Origin of the sequence: Rhodoferax sp., from assembly GCF_018780565.1 — a bacterium.
Classification (GTDB): domain Bacteria; phylum Pseudomonadota; class Gammaproteobacteria; order Burkholderiales; family Burkholderiaceae_C; genus Rhodoferax.
In genome coordinates this window covers 142,819-160,027 of sequence record NZ_JADMJN010000010.1, presented here as the reverse complement: position 1 = coordinate 160,027, position 17,209 = coordinate 142,819, and the positions used below count along the sequence as shown (strand labels likewise).

The 17,209-nt window shown below is 61.6% G+C and carries 16 protein-coding genes; 7 read left to right on the top strand and 9 right to left on the bottom strand.

What is annotated here, in order from left to right:
- Positions 1-8 precede the first annotated feature (8 nt).
- Together tgt and IV109_RS14725 are read right to left on the bottom strand one after the other, a co-directional pair.
- Entirely contained in the window at positions 9-1,220 is a 1,212-nt protein-coding gene (gene tgt / locus IV109_RS14730) for a tRNA guanosine(34) transglycosylase Tgt (RefSeq protein ID WP_296697940.1), read from the bottom strand.
- A gap of 39 nt (positions 1,221-1,259) precedes the next feature.
- On the bottom strand, positions 1,260-2,207 hold the full coding sequence (locus tag IV109_RS14725; RefSeq protein WP_296697937.1) for a LysR family transcriptional regulator: 948 nt from the start codon (positions 2,205-2,207) through the stop codon (positions 1,260-1,262).
- Positions 2,208-2,310: 103 nt separating this feature from the next.
- Here IV109_RS14725 and IV109_RS14720 point away from each other — a divergent pair, with 103 nt between their 5' ends.
- From IV109_RS14720 to IV109_RS14710, 3 genes are read left to right on the top strand one after another with little or no spacing between them, the layout of a single operon-like run.
- Positions 2,311-3,588, top strand: a complete 1,278-nt coding sequence (locus IV109_RS14720) for an aromatic ring-hydroxylating dioxygenase subunit alpha (protein WP_296697933.1) — start codon at positions 2,311-2,313, stop codon at positions 3,586-3,588.
- 2 nt (positions 3,589-3,590) lie between these two features.
- On the top strand, positions 3,591-4,073 hold the full coding sequence (locus IV109_RS14715) for an aromatic-ring-hydroxylating dioxygenase subunit beta (RefSeq protein WP_296697930.1): 483 nt from the start codon (positions 3,591-3,593) through the stop codon (positions 4,071-4,073).
- 10 nt (positions 4,074-4,083) lie between these two features.
- A complete protein-coding gene (locus IV109_RS14710; RefSeq protein ID WP_296697928.1) occupies positions 4,084-4,401 on the top strand; it encodes a non-heme iron oxygenase ferredoxin subunit in 318 nt (105 codons plus the stop codon).
- A gap of 7 nt (positions 4,402-4,408) precedes the next feature.
- On the opposite strand, the gene queA is transcribed toward IV109_RS14710, so the two are convergent.
- Together queA and queD are read right to left on the bottom strand one after the other, a co-directional pair.
- Entirely contained in the window at positions 4,409-5,491 is a 1,083-nt protein-coding gene (queA, locus tag IV109_RS14705; RefSeq protein WP_296697926.1) for a tRNA preQ1(34) S-adenosylmethionine ribosyltransferase-isomerase QueA, read from the bottom strand.
- Positions 5,492-5,504: 13 nt separating this feature from the next.
- Positions 5,505-5,966 (bottom strand): 6-carboxytetrahydropterin synthase QueD, encoded by a 462-nt coding sequence (queD, locus tag IV109_RS14700; RefSeq protein ID WP_296697924.1) that lies wholly within the window; start codon positions 5,964-5,966, stop codon positions 5,505-5,507.
- 219 nt (positions 5,967-6,185) lie between these two features.
- On the opposite strand from queD, the gene recG reads away from it, so the two are divergent.
- The gene (gene recG, locus IV109_RS14695) at positions 6,186-8,282 is read left to right on the top strand and encodes an ATP-dependent DNA helicase RecG (RefSeq protein ID WP_296697921.1); all 2,097 of its coding nucleotides are present in this window, start codon (positions 6,186-6,188) and stop codon (positions 8,280-8,282) included.
- A 1,585-nt stretch (positions 8,283-9,867) separates the two neighbouring features.
- Here recG and IV109_RS14690 read toward each other — a convergent pair.
- Positions 9,868-10,512 carry a tRNA-uridine aminocarboxypropyltransferase gene (locus tag IV109_RS14690; RefSeq protein WP_296697918.1) on the bottom strand — a complete coding sequence of 215 codons (645 nt, stop codon included), beginning with the start codon at positions 10,510-10,512 and terminating at the stop codon, positions 9,868-9,870.
- 63 nt (positions 10,513-10,575) lie between these two features.
- Here IV109_RS14690 and IV109_RS14685 point away from each other — a divergent pair, with 63 nt between their 5' ends.
- Both IV109_RS14685 and ubiA read left to right on the top strand, forming a co-directional pair.
- Positions 10,576-11,529, top strand: coding sequence for a LysR substrate-binding domain-containing protein (locus IV109_RS14685; protein ID WP_296697915.1), 954 nt, complete (start codon positions 10,576-10,578; stop codon positions 11,527-11,529).
- Between the two features lie 10 nt (positions 11,530-11,539).
- On the top strand, positions 11,540-12,406 hold the full coding sequence (gene ubiA, locus IV109_RS14680; protein WP_296697913.1) for a 4-hydroxybenzoate octaprenyltransferase: 867 nt from the start codon (positions 11,540-11,542) through the stop codon (positions 12,404-12,406).
- Between the two features lie 65 nt (positions 12,407-12,471).
- On the opposite strand, the gene IV109_RS14675 is transcribed toward ubiA, so the two are convergent.
- From IV109_RS14675 to IV109_RS14660, 4 genes are all read right to left on the bottom strand, one after another.
- Entirely contained in the window at positions 12,472-12,675 is a 204-nt protein-coding gene (locus tag IV109_RS14675; RefSeq protein WP_296697911.1) for a hypothetical protein, read from the bottom strand.
- 69 nt (positions 12,676-12,744) lie between these two features.
- Complete coding sequence (gene proC / locus IV109_RS14670; protein ID WP_296697908.1) at positions 12,745-13,560, bottom strand: pyrroline-5-carboxylate reductase; 816 nt, start codon at positions 13,558-13,560, stop codon at positions 12,745-12,747.
- 81 nt (positions 13,561-13,641) lie between these two features.
- A complete protein-coding gene (glpK, locus tag IV109_RS14665; protein WP_296697903.1) occupies positions 13,642-15,132 on the bottom strand; it encodes a glycerol kinase GlpK in 1,491 nt (496 codons plus the stop codon).
- A gap of 75 nt (positions 15,133-15,207) precedes the next feature.
- On the bottom strand, positions 15,208-15,975 hold the full coding sequence (locus IV109_RS14660; protein ID WP_296697899.1) for a DeoR/GlpR family DNA-binding transcription regulator: 768 nt from the start codon (positions 15,973-15,975) through the stop codon (positions 15,208-15,210).
- Positions 15,976-16,135: 160 nt separating this feature from the next.
- Between IV109_RS14660 and IV109_RS14655 the strand changes: the two genes are divergently transcribed.
- A complete protein-coding gene (locus IV109_RS14655; protein WP_296697895.1) occupies positions 16,136-17,209 on the top strand; it encodes an ABC transporter ATP-binding protein in 1,074 nt (357 codons plus the stop codon).

Genomic DNA, 17,209 nt, shown 5'->3' with positions numbered 1-17,209 from the left:
CGGCGCGTTCAGACGCCGCGCGCCCGGTCCGCCTTGAATTGCTGGCGGAACTGGCCAAAGGTGCCGGTGTCCAGCGCGGCGCGTACCTCGCGCATCAGGTTCAGGTAGTAGTGCAGGTTGTGGATGCTGGCCAGCATCGGGCCCAGCATTTCCCCACAGCGGTCCAGATGGTGCAGGTAGGCGCGGCTGAAGCCACCGCGACCGCCCTGCGCCCAGTTGGTGCCGCTGTCACTGGAGGATCTTCCCGCGGGGCTGCCCGCGCAGGCGTAGCAGGTGCAGGTGGCGTCCAGCGGCTGTTCGTCGGTTTTGTGGCGCGAGTTGCGAATTTTCAAATCCCCGAAGCGGGTGAACAGGGTGCCGTTGCGCGCGTTGCGCGTGGGCATGACGCAATCAAACATGTCCACCCCCTGTGCCACACCTTCCACCAGGTCTTCCGGTGTGCCCACGCCCATCAGGTAGCGGGGCTTGTGGATGGGGAGCTGGTGCGGCGTGTGCGCCATGATGCGCAGCATCTCGTCTTTGGGTTCACCCACGCTCACGCCACCCACGGCGTAGCCAGGAAAGTCCATCGCCACCAGTTGTTCCAGTGACTCCTGACGCAGGTGCTCGAACATGCCACCTTGCACAATGCCAAACAAGGCGTTGGGATTCTCCAGCCGGGCAAACTCGGTGCGGCAGCGCTGCGCCCAGCGCAGGCTGAGTTCCATGGAGTAGCGTGCCTCGGCCTCGGTGGTGAGCTGGCCCTTGGTCTTGGGCTCGACCGATATGTAGGGCGTGCACTCGTCGAACTGCATGACGATATCGCTGTTGAGCGTGGTCTGGATCTGCATCGAGATTTCGGGCGTCAAAAACAGCTTGTCGCCGTTCACGGGTGAGGAGAACTTGACGCCTTCCTCGGAAATCTTGCGCATCTCGCCCAGGCTCCAGACCTGAAAGCCGCCCGAGTCGGTGAGGATGGGCTTGTCCCATTTCTCAAACTTGTGCAGGCCGCCAAAGCTTTGCATCACATCCAGGCCCGGGCGCATCCACAGGTGAAAGGTGTTGCCCAGGATGATCTGCGCACCCATGTCTTCCAGGCTTTGCGGCGTGACGCCCTTGACCGTGCCGTAGGTGCCCACCGGCATGAAGACCGGCGTTTCGACCACGCCATGGTTGAGGGTGAGCTGGCCGCGGCGGGCGTAACTGGCGGGGTCGGTGTTGAGCAGGTCGAATTTCAGCATGGGGGGTTCCGGAGTGGCCCGTGTGGGCAAGCGTCGATTTTAGAAGGCTGCCTGAGCCCCCATGGATGTGGGACTGCTCCCCTCGGCACCAAAAGTGCTGGCAATGAGGCCGCGCAGCCACTGGCAGCCCGGGTCGCGGTGCAGACGGGCGTGCCAAAGCTGGTGAATGGCGGTCTCGGGCAGGCTGGCTGGCAGCGCCCGGGTGCTCAGGCCGAAAGGTTGGGTGGCCTGCTGTGCAAAGCGCTCAGGCACGGTGGCGATCAGGTCGGTGCTGGCCAGCACATGGCCCAGCGCCACATAGTGCGGTACCGTCAGGCGGATGCGCCGGTGCAGGCCCTGTCGGGTCAATGCCTCGTTGACCTGGCCGTGTCCGGTGCCGGAAGACAGCACATGCACATGGTCGGCCAGGCTGAAGCTCTCGCGACTCAACAGGGGCTGGCTGGCCAGCATATGGCTCTGGCGCATCAGGCAGACATAGCCCTGGCGAAACAGCACTTGCTGAAAAAAACCGGCCTGCAGTTGTGGCAGCAGGCCCAGCGCCAAATCGACCTGCCCTGAGGCCATATCGTCCTTGAGCAAGGTGTCCGTCACGCGCACCGTGCGCACCGTGACGCCGGGTGCCCCATGGGCCAGGATGCCCATGAGCCGCGGCAGGAAATAGATTTCGCCCACGTCTGTCATGGCCAGCGTGAAGGTGCGCTTGCTGGTGTGGGGGTCGAAAGAGGCACGCACGTTCAGCGCGCTGTGCAGCGTGCCCATGGCCAGCGTCACAGGTTCGGCCAGTTGCAGGGCGTAGGGCGTGGGCTCCATGCCTCGGGGGGTGCGCAAAAACAGCTCGTCATTGAGCAACTGGCGCAGGCGGCGCAGCGCGTTGCTGGTGGCGGGCTGGCTCAGGCCCAGGGAGGCGGCGGCCCGAGAGGCGCTGCGGTCGATCAACAGCTGGTTGAAGACCACCAGCAGGTTCAGGTCAATCTCGGACAGTTCCATGGCGGCTCATTATTTATGTGGTGAATACAGATTATCCGGTTTGCTTGATTTACAAATATAGCCATCCTGGTCATGATGGCCTTCGAACAATGAGGAGACTTTCATGACCCTGGCATCCACCCCGGAGGCAGAAACGCAAGCCGCACCGGACGCCTTGCAGTGGGAAGCGGGCGGCACCAGCCGCATTCCGTTTGCGGTGTACACCGACGAAGCGCGCCACAAAAAAGAGCTGGAGCGCTTTTTTTATAAAAACCACTGGTGCTATGTGGGGCTGGAAGCCGAGATTCCTGAATCCGGTGACTTCAAGCGCACGGTGGTTGGCGAACGCTCGGTCATCATGACGCGCGGCACGGACGGCACGATCCACGTGGTGGAAAACGTCTGTGCCCACCGCGGCATGCAGTTTTGCCGCGAGCGCCATGGCAACAAGAAGGAATTTGTCTGCCCCTACCACCAGTGGAGCTACACGCTGCAAGGCGATTTGCAGGGTGTGCCCTTTCGCCGTGGCGTGCGCCAGGACGGCAAGGTCAACGGTGGCATGCCGGCTGATTTTGACCCCAAGGACCATGGCCTGACGCCTCTGAAGGTGGCGGTGCGCGGTGGCGTGGTGTTCGCCTCGTTCGATCACGCTGTGGAGTCGCTGGAGGACTTCATGGGCCCCACCATTCTGGGCTATTTTGACCGGCTGTTCAGTGGCCGCAAGCTCACCATTCTGGGCTACAACCGCCAGCGCATTCCCGGCAACTGGAAGCTGATGCAGGAGAACATCAAGGACCCCTACCACCCCGGCCTGCTGCACACCTGGTTCGTGACTTTTGGCCTCTGGCGGGCCGACAACAAGTCGGAGCTGCGCATGGATGCCCACCATCGCCATGCGGCCATGATTTCCACGCGGGGTGCCGCCGGGCAGGGCGGGCAGGTGACGCAGGTCAGCAGTTTCAAGGAAAGCATGCAGCTCGAAGACCCGCGCTTCCTCGATATCGTGCCTGAGCCCTGGTGGGGTGGCCCCACGGCGGTGATGACCACCTTGTTTCCGAGCGTGATCTTTCAGCAGCAGGTCAACAGTGTGTCCACGCGCCACATTCAGCCCGATGGGCATGGCGCGTTCGACTTTGTCTGGACGCACTTTGGCTTTGAAGATGACAGCCCCGAGATGACGGAGCGCCGTCTGCGCCAGGCCAACCTGTTTGGCCCGGCCGGCTTTGTGTCAGCGGATGACGGCGAGGTGATCGAGTTCTCGCAGCAGGGCTTTGAGCAAAAGCCCTTTCACCGCGCACTGGCCGAGTTGGGTGGGCGCGATGTCGGCGAGACCGACCACATGGTCACCGAAACCTTGATCCGAGGCATGTACGAATACTGGCGCAAGGTGATGGAGGCGTGATGATGAAGCACCCGATGGACTTTTCAGAATACCTTGAGTTGACCCAGTTGCAGGCCGACTACGCCAGCGCCGTGGACTCGGGCAACTGGGACCTGTGGCCCGAGTTCTTTACCGACAAGGCCATCTACAAACTGCAGCCACGCGAAAACCATGAACGCGGTTTCCCCTTGGCCACACTGGCGTTCGACAGCAAGGCGATGCTCAGAGACCGCGTGTACGGTATCAAGGAAACCCTGTTTCACGACCCCTACTACCAGCGCCATGTGGTCGGCGCGCCGGTGATCCGCCAGCGGGACGAGGCCGGCATCCACTGCGAGTCCAACTACGCGGTCTTTCGCACCAAGCTCAATGGGCTCAGCACAGTGTTCAATGTGGGCCGCTATCTGGACATCATCGTGCGCACCCCGCAGGGGCTCAAGTTTGCGCAAAGGCTGTGCATCTACGACAGCGAAATGATCCCGAACTCCATCATTTACCCGATTTGAAAGCCAACTGATGAGCACCACCTGGACCGATGTGGCCGCCGAGACCGACCTGTTCGATGGCGCCGCCATTGCCGTGACGCCCGCTGGCCACGACATTGCCCTCTACAGCCTGGACGGCGCGGTGTACGCCACGGACAACCTGTGTACCCACGGCCACGCCAAACTGTGCGATGGCTTTCTCGAAGGGCATGAAATTGAGTGCCCGTTCCACCAGGGGCGCTTCGACATCCGTACCGGCGCCGCGACCTGCGCCCCTGCCACCGAGGCGGTCAAAACCTGGCCGGTGAAGATGGAGGCCGGACGGGTCTACCTGGATCTGGGCGGCTGAGGCAGGTTCAGACCTGGCGTGCCAAAAGCATGGCGTCGCCATAGCTGAAAAACCGGTACTGCTGTGCAATCGCGTGGCGGTACAAGGCCATGATGTGCTCGTAGCCGGCAAAGGCGCTGACCAGCATCATCAGGCTGGATTTGGGCAGGTGAAAGTTCGTCACCAGCATGTCGATCAGCTGGAACTGAAACCCCGGCGTGATGAAGATGCGGGTGTCGCCCGATGCCTGGCCGCTCTGTGCCCATGACTCCAGGGTGCGCACGGTGGTCGTACCCACCGCCACAATGCGGCCGCCACGCGCCCGGCACTCGGCGATAGCCTGCTGGGTCGCAGCAGGCACCTCGTACCACTCGCTGTGCATCTGGTGTTCGGCCAGGTTCTCGGTCTTGACCGGCTGAAAGGTGCCGGCGCCCACATGCAGGGTCACACTGGCGCGTTGCACACCCATGGCGTCGATGCGCTGCAGCAGGGCTTCGTCAAAATGCAGCGCTGCTGTCGGCGCAGCGACGGCGCCGGGGTTTTTGGCGAAAACGGTTTGGTAGCGTGCCGCATCTTCTGCCGAATCGGTGTGGGTGATGTAGGGCGGCAGCGGCACATGGCCATGGCGCTCCATCAGCGTGTGCGGGTCATCGCCGGCATCGTTGGACAGCACAAAACGAAACAGCGGGCTGTCGGCATCAGGCCAGCGGCCCAGCAGCGTGGCGCTGAGGTTGTCGTGGGTGCCCGGTGCTCCGACCAGGGCCAGGGTGGTGCCGACTTCGGGCTTCTTGCTCACGCGCATGTGGGCGGCCACCTGATTGCCACCCAGCACCCGCTCGATCAGCAGTTCCAGCTTGCCGCCGGTGGGCTTTTCGCCAAACAGGCGCGCTTTCACCACCTTGGTGTCGTTGAACACCAGCAGGTCGCCGCTGCGCAGCTGGGTGGGCAGGTCGCGGAAAGTCCGATCGACGGGAGTGTTTTGAGTGCCGTCCAGCAGGCGCGAGCCACTGCGCTCGGGGGCCGGATGCTGGGCGATCAGGGTCTCGGGCAATACGAAGTCGAAATCGCTGAGCGTGAAGGCGCGCGTGGCGCCGATGGAAGTCGTGGACATGGTGTGGGCGGGTTCAGATCGGCTGCTTGTCGCCGGCGTGCACTTCGGCCCAGCAGTTCGGTGTTTCGTACAGGGTGATTTTGCTCAGGGACAGGCCGGTGCCGTAGGTGTCCTGGTACACATTCTTCAGGATATCGAAGGCGGTGCTGGCCAGGTTCTCGACCGTGGGGATGCAGTCCAGCACCACGGTCTTGTGATCGGGCAGGCTGTCCAGAAAGGTGCGGATCACGCTGTCATGGCGGTAGACCAGAAAGGCATGGTCCCAGAGGTCAACCAGATGGGCCTTGGCCAGCGCCTTGATGTCAGAGAAGTCCATCACCATGCCGGCATCCGAGGCGCCGTCTTTTTCAATCACCGCGCCGGTCAGCGTGATCAGCAGGGTGTACCGGTGTCCGTGCAGGTTGCGACACTGGCTTTTGTGGTCGGGAATGCGGTGGCCGGCGTCGAATTCAAGCTTGCGGGTAATCGTCAACATGGTGTGGATTTCAATCAGCGGATAGGTAACAGGTCATCGGTCGGCAGGTCTGGATCGCCCATCGGGGTTGGCGACAATTGCTGGCCTCTGCTCGGCGGGGAAAAAGCGGTGTGTTCGCGGTGTGCATGGCACGCCAGTGCTGCGGATTTCCGGGTCCGGGGGGTGTCTGCCGCAATCGTGCAATTGTATCGGTGGCGTGTAAACGGGCAAAATCGGCGCATGACCCCGCCACCCGTCAAGCCGCCCGCCAAAGCATTGTCCGGCCCGCAAAAAGCCCTGCACAAGCTGGGCCTGGCGCGCGATATCGACCTGGCACTGCATTTGCCCCTGCGCTACGAGGACGAAACCCGCATCACCCGCCTGGCCGATGCGCGCGAAGGCAGCGTGGTGCAGATTGAGGCCCGGATAACGGCGTGTGAGGTCAGTCCGGGCGGGCGGCGCCAGTTGCTGGTCACGGTAGACGATGGGTCGGACACCTGCACCCTGCGGTTTTTCACTTTTTACCCGGCGCTGAAAAAAGCGCTGGCCGTGGGCAACACCATCCTGGCGCGTGGCGAAATCAAAGGCGGCTTCATGGGTTGGACCATGATGCACCCCAGCTTTCACGCCGCAGGCGGTGATTTGCCCACGGCGCTGACGCCGGTGTACCCCACGGTGGCGGGTTTGCCGCAAGCCTATCTGCGCAAAGCGGTGATGGGGGCTTTGAAGCGCACCGATCTGTCGGAGACCATTCCTGCGGATATTTTGGATAAAAATAGCCCCTGGCCCTCGTGGAATCTGCGCAGTTCGCTATCATTTTTGCATCACCCGACACCAGCGGTAGCGCTGGCCACGCTGGAGGACCACAGCCATCCCGCATGGCAGCGCCTCAAAGGTGAAGAGCTGCTGGCCCAGCAGTTGTCTCAGTTGCAGGCCAAGCGCGAACGCGAGCGTCTGCGCGCGCCGGTGCTGCACAGCCTGCGTGACACGACCCAGCCCGCGCAGCGACGGCCGCTGCATGAACAACTGCTGGCTGCGCTGCCCTTCACCCTCACGGCGGCGCAGCAGCGCGTGAGCGAGGAAATCGCACGCGATCTGGCGCGGCATATTCCGATGCACCGCCTGCTGCAAGGCGACGTGGGCTCGGGCAAGACCGTGGTGGCCGCGCTGGCTGCGGCGATTTGCATCGACGCCGGGTGGCAGTGCGCCCTGATGGCCCCCACCGAGATTCTGGCGGCGCAGCACTTCACCAAGCTGGTCGACTGGTTGAAGCCCCTGGGCGTCAAAACCGCTTGGCTCACCGGCGGGCAAAAAGCCAAAGAGCGGCGCGAAACGCTGGCGCTGATTGAAAGCGGCGAGGCCGGACTGGTGATTGGCACGCACGCCATCATCCAGGACAAGGTGGTTTTCAAAAACCTGGCGTTGGCCATCATTGACGAGCAGCACCGGTTTGGTGTGGCCCAAAGGCTGGCCCTGCGCAGCAAGCTCGCCGATGCCGAGCAGGAGCCCCACTTGCTGATGATGACGGCCACCCCGATTCCCCGCACCCTGGCCATGAGCTACTACGCCGATCTGGATGTATCCACCATCGACGAGCTTCCGCCGGGGCGCACCCCCATCATCACCAAGGTGGTGAACGACGCCCGTCGTGACGAAGTCATTCAGCGCATCCGCGCGCAACTGGCCGAGGGCCGACAGATCTACTGGGTCTGCCCCTTGATTGAGGAGAGTGAGGCGCTGGACCTGACCAACGCCACCGAAACCCATGCGCACCTGAGCGCCGCCTTGCCTGGCGTGCTGGTGGGCTTGCTGCACTCGCGTATGCCCGCGGCTGAAAAGAAAGCGGTGATGGCGCTGTTTTCCAGCGGACAGATGGGTGTGCTGGTCAGCACCACGGTGATTGAGGTGGGGGTGGACGTGCCCAATGCCTCGCTGATGGTGATCGAGCACGCCGAACGCTTTGGCCTGTCGCAGTTGCACCAGTTGCGGGGTCGGGTCGGGCGCGGTGCCGCCGCGTCGGCTTGTGTGCTCTTGTATTCCACCGGCGATGCCCCGCGCCTGGGCGAAACCGCCCGTGCCCGCCTCAAGGCCATGGCGGACACGAATGACGGCTTTGAGATCGCCCGTCGCGACCTCGAGATTCGCGGCCCCGGCGAGTTTCTGGGCGCCCGTCAGTCGGGGGCGGCCATGCTGCGCTTTGCCGATCTGGCCACCGACACCGCCTTGTTGGAGTGGGCGCGAGAGGCGGCGCCGCGCATGCTGGACCAGCACCCCGCGCTGGCGGATCAGCATGTGCAGCGCTGGCTGGGCGGGCGGGCGGCGTATTTGAAGGCCTAGTTGGTAGGGGCATACAAAGTCGTCGAGACCGCATTCAAGAATGCCATGGTCATATGGCATCTGGGAGAACCGTGGCATTGATTGCGTTGAGCCGGTTGCGACCCCAGAGAACTGTGGCGATTGACCAAAATAATTGACTCTTTTCGCCCTCAACACCAAGACATGATCTCAACCGTTGCCTGCCGGGCGTCAGAGCAGGCCAACATGCCGATCAGTTCGAGCAGCTTGGCGCGGTGATTTCAACGGTTACGATTGCCGTGATTTCCCCCTTCTGTTTAACAAGTGAGCTGATGAAAAGATTTGCCTCTCCGTCTTGGCACTCTGTTGCCATAAACCGCAACCCCCACCGGTCGCGGCTCGCCGGGGACGGGGAACTCCCTTTCATTCGTTAAGACTTATATGGTGCGGATGCTTTTTATATCTGTCCTTGCTGTACTCCTTGCGGCTGGTTGCGAAAGCGCCGATAGCAACCGCACTGAAGAGACCCGTAACAAGCTAGTTGGTACCTGGCTTCGAGAGGATAGTGCCGAAAGTGAAAAGTTTCATCGCGTGCTTACGCTAGGCGCCGACGGAAAATTTTTTGATCGCATTTTGACTTCGTCGTCCGAGGGGCGATCTGAGCGCAGCGAATTCTCTGGAGAGTGGTCGTATGACGGCACAAATCTCAAGCGCCGCTTTTTGCAAGAGAACGGTCGCCAATTCTCTGGCGGAAGCATGCGGTACGCGACCTTTGCGCTCGTCTCAGTGGGGGTATCCGAGTTCGTAGTCAACGACAACCTCGTTGGTCGCAAAGTCAGGTATCGAAGGATCACCGAGGGCACGTAGCCGTGAATCCGAGTCTTAACATTGCAGTTGACCGGACCGCCTTCGGAGTCCGGTCAACTAAACGCTAGAGATTAATAAATGCGTCGTTTGCTACCGCTTCTGGCTCTCTTCGCGATGTCGTTCTCGCTAAATGCCGAGTCCGTCCGTCCGCCGACTGGTGTGGATATCAATGAAACATACACGGTACCCTTGCGGACCGAGTTGCCATCGAGTTGTATCTTGCTTCCATTAAATGGCGTCGAGGTCATTCTTGCACGAAAGGAGCTCGTCCGTATCGTCGACGCGAAGCCAAGCTCGTGGAATTCCGAATCTGAACGGCTTGCGCTAATTGCCGGTAACCGTGCCGCTTCGATTCTCGAATCCGCTGCACCCGCCAACACACACACCGATTGCGTTCAGCTTCGACAACCGCTAAAGGACGATTCCCTTTACCTGATTATTAACTTGCTGGAAAAGGGGACTGCCGCGGTGCGGAATCTCCGGACTGGCCAACTCGTCTCCGCCGTTGAGGTCCGTTACGTCGGCGTGCGTTGTGGACCAACTTGTGGAAATGGCGCAATTCTCGTCTACTTGCCACAGCATAATGGGCCGTTTCTATCGGTGGCGTGGTGGTCATCGTGACCGCTAACCGTTCCTATATGGACTCACCCACAAGCGCAAGAGACTGACTGATGTTTTGGCTGTTGGGAATGCGCCTGCTTCTCGTTTTTCGGCATCTAAAGTGGATTCTCCTGAGGTCCGTGTCGACATGGAATCTGCGTCACCGATACGCCAGTTGCTGCGACACAAAATTGTCGAACGCAGCGAGCAAAGGGGCGTATCGCTCAGTACAGCCCTCCAATTGTGTCAATGCAGCACAGGTCGCCTCCAGCGTAGAGAGTTGATCGGGGCGGTGCGCTTGGCGAATCAGGTAGCGCGAGGTTCCGGTGTCTTGCAGCGACAGGCGTGGCAAGCTCTGCAGCAGTGGATTGCGGTACAGCATCTTGCGACTTTTGCGCCAGGTGCCGTCCAGTACGATCAGGCGCAACTGCGAGGGCTCCCGCAGCAGTTCAGGGGGCAGCCTGGGCGGCGCTGGCAGGCCCATGGCCTGGTCTTGCGGCGTCTGCGGGTACAGCAAGACAGGGTGCCTGGCCTGGCGCGTCGGCGCCGGATGCGGAAGTGGATCGGTCAGCAGTGCCTGCAGGGCCTGCGGGGCAAACACTTCACCCGTGACCAGGCGGCTGTGCGGCAGGCTCAAATGCAATAAGCGCGCGCTGCCTTTGGCATGGCTTTCTTCCATGGGGTGCTGCAAAATGAGCACTTCAACGAGGTGCGGCGTCGGCACAACCCAGTGACAGATGCACGCACTCTGCGCTCGCAAACAGCATGCGCAGTGCGGGCGTTTGGTGTGTGGGGCGGCTGTCATGCACGGATTCTAGGAAGATAATTGTGCGTAGCGCCCACCCCGTTCTGATAGGACAATAGCGCCATGACTCTCACCGAACTCAAATACATCGTGGCTGTGGCGCGCGAGCGGCACTTCGGCCGGGCTGCCGAGGCCTGCTATGTGTCGCAGCCGACCCTGTCGGTCGCCGTGAAGAAGCTCGAAGAAGAGCTGGACGTCAAACTGTTCGAACGCAGCGCCAATGAGGTGACGGTCACGCATCTGGGCGAAGAAATCGTGCGCCAGGCGCAGTCGGTGCTGGAGCAGGCGGCCAACATCAAGGAGCTGGCCAAGCGCGGCAAGGACCCGCTGGTCGGGCCGCTCACGCTGGGGGTGATCTACACCATCGGGCCCTATCTTCTGCCTGATCTGGTGCGCCAGATGATCACGCACACGCCGCAAATGCCGCTGATGCTGCAGGAAAATTTCACGGTCAAGCTGCTGGAGATGTTGCGCACCGGCGAGATCGACTGCGCCATTCTGGCCGAGCCCTTCCCGGATGCGGGCCTGGCGGTGGCGCCGCTGTATGACGAGCCTTTCCTGGCAGCCGTGCCCGCCAACCATGCGCTGGCGGCGCAGGACGAAGTGACCACCGAAGAACTCAAGAGCGAGACCATGTTGCTGCTGGGCAGCGGCCATTGTTTTCGCGACCACGTGCTGGAGGTTTGTCCGGAATTTGCCCGCTTTTCCAGCAACGCCGAAGGCATTCGCAAGAGTTTTGAGGGCTCGTCGCTGGAAACCATCCGGCACATGGTGGCCGCCGGGATGGGGGTCACGCTGGTGCCGCGCCTGAGCGTGCCCAAGGAAGCGATGGAGGCCAAGCCCCGGCGCAAGCGCGACGAAGATGCCCTGGTGAAATACCTGCCATTCGCGGGCGATCCGCCCACGCGCCGGGTGGTACTGGTCTGGCGCCGCAGCTTCACCCGGTACGAGGCCATTGCCGCGCTGCGCAATGCGATTTACTCCTGTGGGCTGCCGGGTGTAGCCCGCCTGTCCTGAGGTGCTTGCCATGGAAGTGCACAGCCGCCGCCTCGCGGTTTACCTTGATCTCATCCGCTGGAATCGCCCCGCCGGATGGCTGCTGCTGCTGTGGCCCACCTTGAGTGCCTTGTGGATTGCCGCGCATGGATTCCCCGGCTGGCATTTGGTGGCGGTCTTCACGCTGGGCACGGTCCTGATGCGCAGCGCCGGTTGCTGCACCAATGATGTGGCCGACCGCGAGTTCGACCGGCACGTCAAGCGCACTGCGGGCCGTCCTGTGACCACCGGGGCCGTGACCGTGCGGGAGGCGCTGTTGTTGGGCGCCGTGCTGGCGTTGCTGGCCTTCGTGCTGGTGCTGAGTACCAACAACGTCACCATCGCCTGGTCGTTTGCGGCGCTGGCGGTGACGCTGGTCTACCCCTATGCCAAGCGTTATGTGTCCATGCCACAAGCCGTGCTCGGGGTGGCGTTCAGTTTCGGCATTCCCATGGCGTTTGCCGCCGTGCAGTCCCGGGTGCCGTTGCTGGCCTGGGTCTTGATGCTGGGCAATTTGTTTTGGGTGCTGGCCTATGACACGGAATACGCCATGGTCGACCGGGATGACGACCTGCGCATTGGCATGAAGACTTCGGCCATCACGCTGGGGCGGCTGGATGTGCCGGCCATCATGGCTTTTTACCTTGTTTATGTGGCTATTTGGGCTTTGGCCCTCGCAGAATATGCGCTGGGCGCTATGTTTTATGTGGCGGTTGGTGTGGCGTTGGGGCAGGTGGCCTGGCACTACACCCTGATTCGCACGCGTTCACGGGATGGCTGTTTCAAGGCGTTTCGCCTGAATCACTGGCTCGGATTCACGGTGTTTGCCGGGATTGCTGTCAGCTATGCCCTGAAATAAAAAAACCGCCGGGGTGTCGGCGGTTTTTTTGGGGGTGCACGGTATTCAGCGCGTGCTGTGCCAGCTTATTGGCTAACGGCTTTCTTTTTCTTGGCGGCTGTCTTTTTGTGTTTTGCCTTGGCTTTGGCCTTGGCCTTGGTTTTGGCGCTGCCAGCTTTTTTCTCGCTCTTGACCTGGGTGGCGGTCTTGGCAGCGGCGGGTGTGGAGATCACGGCCAGAGGCATGGCAATCAGGGCGGCGCTGATCAGCGCGGAGAGCAGTTTTTTCATGGATAGGTCCGGTGGAGTGAAGGTGAATGTACCGACATATAACGCTCTTTGATGGGCCCCCGTTGACACTCAGGAGCCCCCAAACTCATCGCCCAATTCCTTGGCCCTTCGGTTGGCGGCGTGCATGGCCCGGATGAATTGGGTTTTGACATGGTCATCTTCCATGGAGGAAATGGCGGCATAGGTGGTACCGCCCTTGGAGGTGACGCGTTGGCGCAGAATTTCGGGGGGCTCGCCGGAACTGCGGGCTAGTTCGCCCGCGCCAATGAAGGTCGCCATGGCCAGGCGGTAAGCCTGCTCGCGGGTCAGGCCCATATCGGCACCGGCTTCCGTCATCGCTTCCATGAAATAAAACATGTAGGCCGGCCCTGAACCTGACAGGGCCGTGACGGCGTCCAACTGCGGCTCCTGGTCCATCCAGAGAAACTCACCGGTGCTGGAGATCACCTGACTGACCCAGTCCCGGTCCTCCGTTGTGACCGCCGGGCGCGCAAACAAGGCGGTGATGCCCTTGCCAATCAGTGCCGGGGTGTTGGGCATGGCGCGCACGACGCGCTCGGAACCCAGCCAGCGCGCAATGCTGTCACTGCGAATGCCAGCGGCCACACTCAGGTGCAGGGCGTTCTTGGTGTGAAACCTGACTTGCAGGGCCGCTTCCTTGAAAGTTTGCGGCTTGACGGCCCAGATCACCAGGGCGGCCTGTGTCAAAAATGCACCGGGCTGCGCCTGGGCCACGATGCCGTAGAGTGACTTGAGCTTGTCCTGGGCTTCGGGGAAGGGCTCCACCACGTCGATGTTTGGGGCGGTAAAGCCCTGGCTGATCAAGCCGCCGATGATGGCGCTGGCCATATTGCCGCCGCCGATGAATGCAATGCGCTTGCTCATGGATGTTCCTGCAGTTTGGGGGATGCCACAAGCAAGGTGGCCAAGCGCTTGAGTCTACTCAAAAAGTCGGGCGGCCCCCCGTCAAAGCACGGTCTGGCGCACCGCATGTTCCCACTTCTCCATGAGCTCCCTGGCGCGATGGGTTTCCAGCGTGGGCAGGAAGCGGCGCTCGGAACGCCACAACTGGCTGAGCTCATCGGTGCTTTGGTACACGCCGGTCGACAGCCCTGCCAGGTACGCCGCGCCCAGCGCCGTGGTTTCCGTTACGGCCGGACGAACGACCGGGATGCCCAGCAGATCGGCCTGGAACTGCATCAGCAGGTCGTTGATGCAGGCGCCGCCATCCACCCGGAGTTCCGCCACTGACGCGCCGCCTGCTTCCACCGCATCGCGGCTCATGGCCTGTAGCAGTGCGGCACTTTGGTAGGCAATGCTTTCCAGCGCCGCACGCGCGATGTGCGCCACCGTGCTGCCACGTGTGAGTCCGGTGATCGTGCCGCGCGCATCCGGTTTCCAGTAGGGCGCGCCCAGCCCGGTGAAGGCCGGAACCACGATCACGCCCCCGGAGTCGGGCACGCTTTGGGCCAGGGCCTGAACTTCGCCGCTGCCCTTGATGGCGTGCAAGCCATCGCGCAACCATTGCACGACCGCGCCACCGACAAACACGCTGCCTTCCATGGCGAATTCGGTCTGCGTCGTGGCTTGTGCCGCACTGGTGGTGATCAGCCCGTTGTGCGAGGTCTGAAACTTGGTGCCGGTGTGCATCAGCATGAAGCAGCCCGTGCCATAGGTGTTTTTGACCATCCCCGCCTTGAAGCAGGCCTGGCCAAACAGGGCGCTTTGCTGGTCACCGGCCACGCCGCCAATGGCCACGGCATGCCCCAGCCACTCGGGCTTGATCTCGCCGTAAATGGCGCTGGAGGGCTTGACCGAGGGCATCAGGTTGACCGGAATGTCCAGCGCCTTCAGCAGTTCGGCGTCCCACTGGTTGGTATGCACATTGAACAGCATGGTGCGCGAGGCGTTGCTGACATCGGTGGCATGTACGGCGCCGCCGGTCAAGCGCCAGATCAGCCAGCTGTCCACGGTGCCAAAAGCCAGTTCTCCATTGGCAGCCTGTTCGCGGGCGTTGGGCACATGGTCGAGGATCCACTTCAGTTTGGTGCCGGAAAAATAGGCGTCGACCAGCAAGCCGGTTTTGGCTTGAATCGTTTCGGCCAGCCCCTGCTCGCGCAGCTGGATGCAAGTGGGTTCTGCGCGCCGGTCCTGCCAAACGATGGCGTGGTGTATGGGCAGGCCGGTCGCACGGTTCCAGACGACGGTGGTTTCCCGCTGGTTGGTGATGCCGACGGCACGCACTTGATGGGCCTTGATGCCTGCCTTTTCCAGGGCCTCGCGGGCCGTGGCGAGCTGGGTGCGCCAGATCTCCTCGGGGTCATGTTCCACCCAGCCTGGCTGCGGATAGATTTGTGTCAACTCCCGCTGCGCCAGGGCAACGGTTTGACCGTCGGCGTCAAAAACAATGCTTCTGGAGCTGGAAGTGCCCTGGTCCAGGGCTAGCAGATAGGTCATGGGGTCACCATAGAAATAAGAATGGGATACGAAAACAGGCGTTTGTGCATGGGTCAGCCCAACGCGGCATGCCCGTCAACTGGGCGCAACCTCGTAGCGTACCTGGGCCTCGGCCAGCAGGGCCGGAAAGGGCTCGGGGGGTGGTGCGTCTGTGAACAGGCGGTCAATCTGCGACAGGGTGGCGACTTCCACCATCGCGGGGCGATTGAACTTGCTGATGTCGGCAGCCAGCCATACCTCCCGTGAATGGGCAATGATGGTTTGGGAAACCTTGACTTCGCGGTAATCGTAGTCGCGCAAGGTGCCGTCGGCTTCAATCCCGGAAATGCCGATCACGGCGATGTCCACTCTGAAACGTCGAATGAAATCGACTGCCGCTTCACCCACGATGCCGCGATCCCGGCCCCGTACGACGCCACCGGCCACGATCACCTCACTGGTGGGACTGGCGCTCAGGATGGTCGCCACATTCAGGTTGTTGGTAATGACACGCAGCCCCGTGTGATGCAGAAGTGCCCGGGCAATGGCCTCGGTGGTGGTGCCGATGTTCAGGATCAGCGAGCAGTCGTTGGGTATGGCTGCAGCCACCGCGCGGGCAATGCGGGATTTGCCTTCTGCGTTTAGGTTTTCGCGTTGCTGATGGGCAATGTTTTCGATGGTCGAGCTCGGAACACGCACGCCGCCATGAAAGCGTGCGAGCAGGCCTTCATCTGCCAGGCGTTGCACGTCGCGGCGCACGGTCTGCAGGGTAACGCCCAATTTTTCTGCCAATTGTTCGACCGTGACGGAGCCTTGAGCGCGCACGAAAGTCAGCAAAGTGAGTTGTCGGGGGTTGGGGTTCATGCTTCTATTTTCAACCTGAATTCGGGATGCTGCGACTTTAAAACGAACAAAAAAGAACATCCATAGGGTTATTACTGACGATAAAGGAATAAAAACGAACAATAATAACGGCCGTTGGAATCAAATCCGACTCCAAGTACATCTGAACAAAGGTAGCGTGATGCAACTCAGCCTTGAAGGCATCAACAAGAAGGTGGGGCCACAGACCTGGCTCTATGACATGAGTCTGGCCCCGCGCAGCGGTGCCGTGACCGTGCTGCTGGGTGCCACCCAGGCCGGCAAGACCAGTCTTATGCGCATCATGGCGGGGCTCGATGTTCCGTCGGGTGGCCGGGTGCTGGTGGATGGCCAAAATGTGGTGGGCATGCCCGTGCGCGAGCGCAATGTGGCCATGGTGTACCAGCAGTTCATCAATTACCCGTCCCTGAAGGTGCGCGACAACATCGCGTCCCCCTTGAAGCTGCGTGGAGAAAAGAATATCGACCAACGCGTGCGCGAACTGGCTGAAAAGCTCCATATCGACATGTTTCTGGACCGCTTGCCAGCGGAGCTCTCGGGTGGTCAACAGCAGCGCGTAGCCCTGGCACGCGCGCTGGCCAAGGGCGCGCCCCTGATGCTGCTCGATGAGCCGCTGGTCAACCTGGACTACAAGCTGCGCGAAGAATTGCGGGATGAACTGAGCGCCTTGTTTGCAGCCGGTGACTCCACGGTGATTTATGCCACCACCGAGCCCGGCGAAGCACTGCTGCTGGGTGGCTACACCGCCGTCATGGATGCGGGTGAGCTGCTTCAATACGGCCCCACTGCGGACGTGTTTCACAAACCGGCATCGCTGCGGGTGGCGCGCGCGTTCAGCGATCCGCCCATGAACCTGTTGCCTGCCATGGCCGGCGCCGAAGGCGTGCAGCTTGACGGCGGGCCACTGTTAAAAATAACCCTGCCTGCCAGATCGTCAGGGAAATTGACGGTTGGTATGCGCGCCAGCGCCTTGCATGTGAGTGCCAGAGACGGTGATGTGGCATTGCCGGGCAAGGTGGAACTGGCCGAGATATCCGGCTCTGACACCTTTGTTCACGTGCACACCCTAGTGGGCGAATTGGTGGCGCAACTCACGGGTGTGCATCACTTTGACCTGGGTGCGCTGGTGACCTTGTATTTCAACCCTGCACAGGTTTATGTGTTTGACGCCGAGGGGACGCTTGCACTGTCTCCGGTGCGGGGCGGAGGACGCTGA

Bases quoted from the DNA above. Each gene is read 5' to 3' on its own strand.
- tgt (WP_296697940.1), bottom strand. From the start codon at position 1,220: ATGCTGAAATTCGACCTGCTCAACACCGACCCCGCCAGTTACGCCCGC.
- IV109_RS14725 (WP_296697937.1), bottom strand. From the start codon at position 2,207: ATGGAACTGTCCGAGATTGACCTGAACCTGCTGGTGGTCTTCAACCAG.
- IV109_RS14720 (WP_296697933.1), top strand. From the start codon at position 2,311: ATGACCCTGGCATCCACCCCGGAGGCAGAAACGCAAGCCGCACCGGAC.
- IV109_RS14715 (WP_296697930.1), top strand. From the start codon at position 3,591: ATGAAGCACCCGATGGACTTTTCAGAATACCTTGAGTTGACCCAGTTG.
- IV109_RS14710 (WP_296697928.1), top strand. From the start codon at position 4,084: ATGAGCACCACCTGGACCGATGTGGCCGCCGAGACCGACCTGTTCGAT.
- queA (WP_296697926.1), bottom strand. From the start codon at position 5,491: ATGTCCACGACTTCCATCGGCGCCACGCGCGCCTTCACGCTCAGCGAT.
- queD (WP_296697924.1), bottom strand. From the start codon at position 5,966: ATGTTGACGATTACCCGCAAGCTTGAATTCGACGCCGGCCACCGCATT.
- recG (WP_296697921.1), top strand. From the start codon at position 6,186: ATGACCCCGCCACCCGTCAAGCCGCCCGCCAAAGCATTGTCCGGCCCG.
- IV109_RS14690 (WP_296697918.1), bottom strand. From the start codon at position 10,512: ATGACAGCCGCCCCACACACCAAACGCCCGCACTGCGCATGCTGTTTG.
- IV109_RS14685 (WP_296697915.1), top strand. From the start codon at position 10,576: ATGACTCTCACCGAACTCAAATACATCGTGGCTGTGGCGCGCGAGCGG.
- ubiA (WP_296697913.1), top strand. From the start codon at position 11,540: ATGGAAGTGCACAGCCGCCGCCTCGCGGTTTACCTTGATCTCATCCGC.
- IV109_RS14675 (WP_296697911.1), bottom strand. From the start codon at position 12,675: ATGAAAAAACTGCTCTCCGCGCTGATCAGCGCCGCCCTGATTGCCATG.
- proC (WP_296697908.1), bottom strand. From the start codon at position 13,560: ATGAGCAAGCGCATTGCATTCATCGGCGGCGGCAATATGGCCAGCGCC.
- glpK (WP_296697903.1), bottom strand. From the start codon at position 15,132: ATGACCTATCTGCTAGCCCTGGACCAGGGCACTTCCAGCTCCAGAAGC.
- IV109_RS14660 (WP_296697899.1), bottom strand. From the start codon at position 15,975: ATGAACCCCAACCCCCGACAACTCACTTTGCTGACTTTCGTGCGCGCT.
- IV109_RS14655 (WP_296697895.1), top strand. From the start codon at position 16,136: ATGCAACTCAGCCTTGAAGGCATCAACAAGAAGGTGGGGCCACAGACC.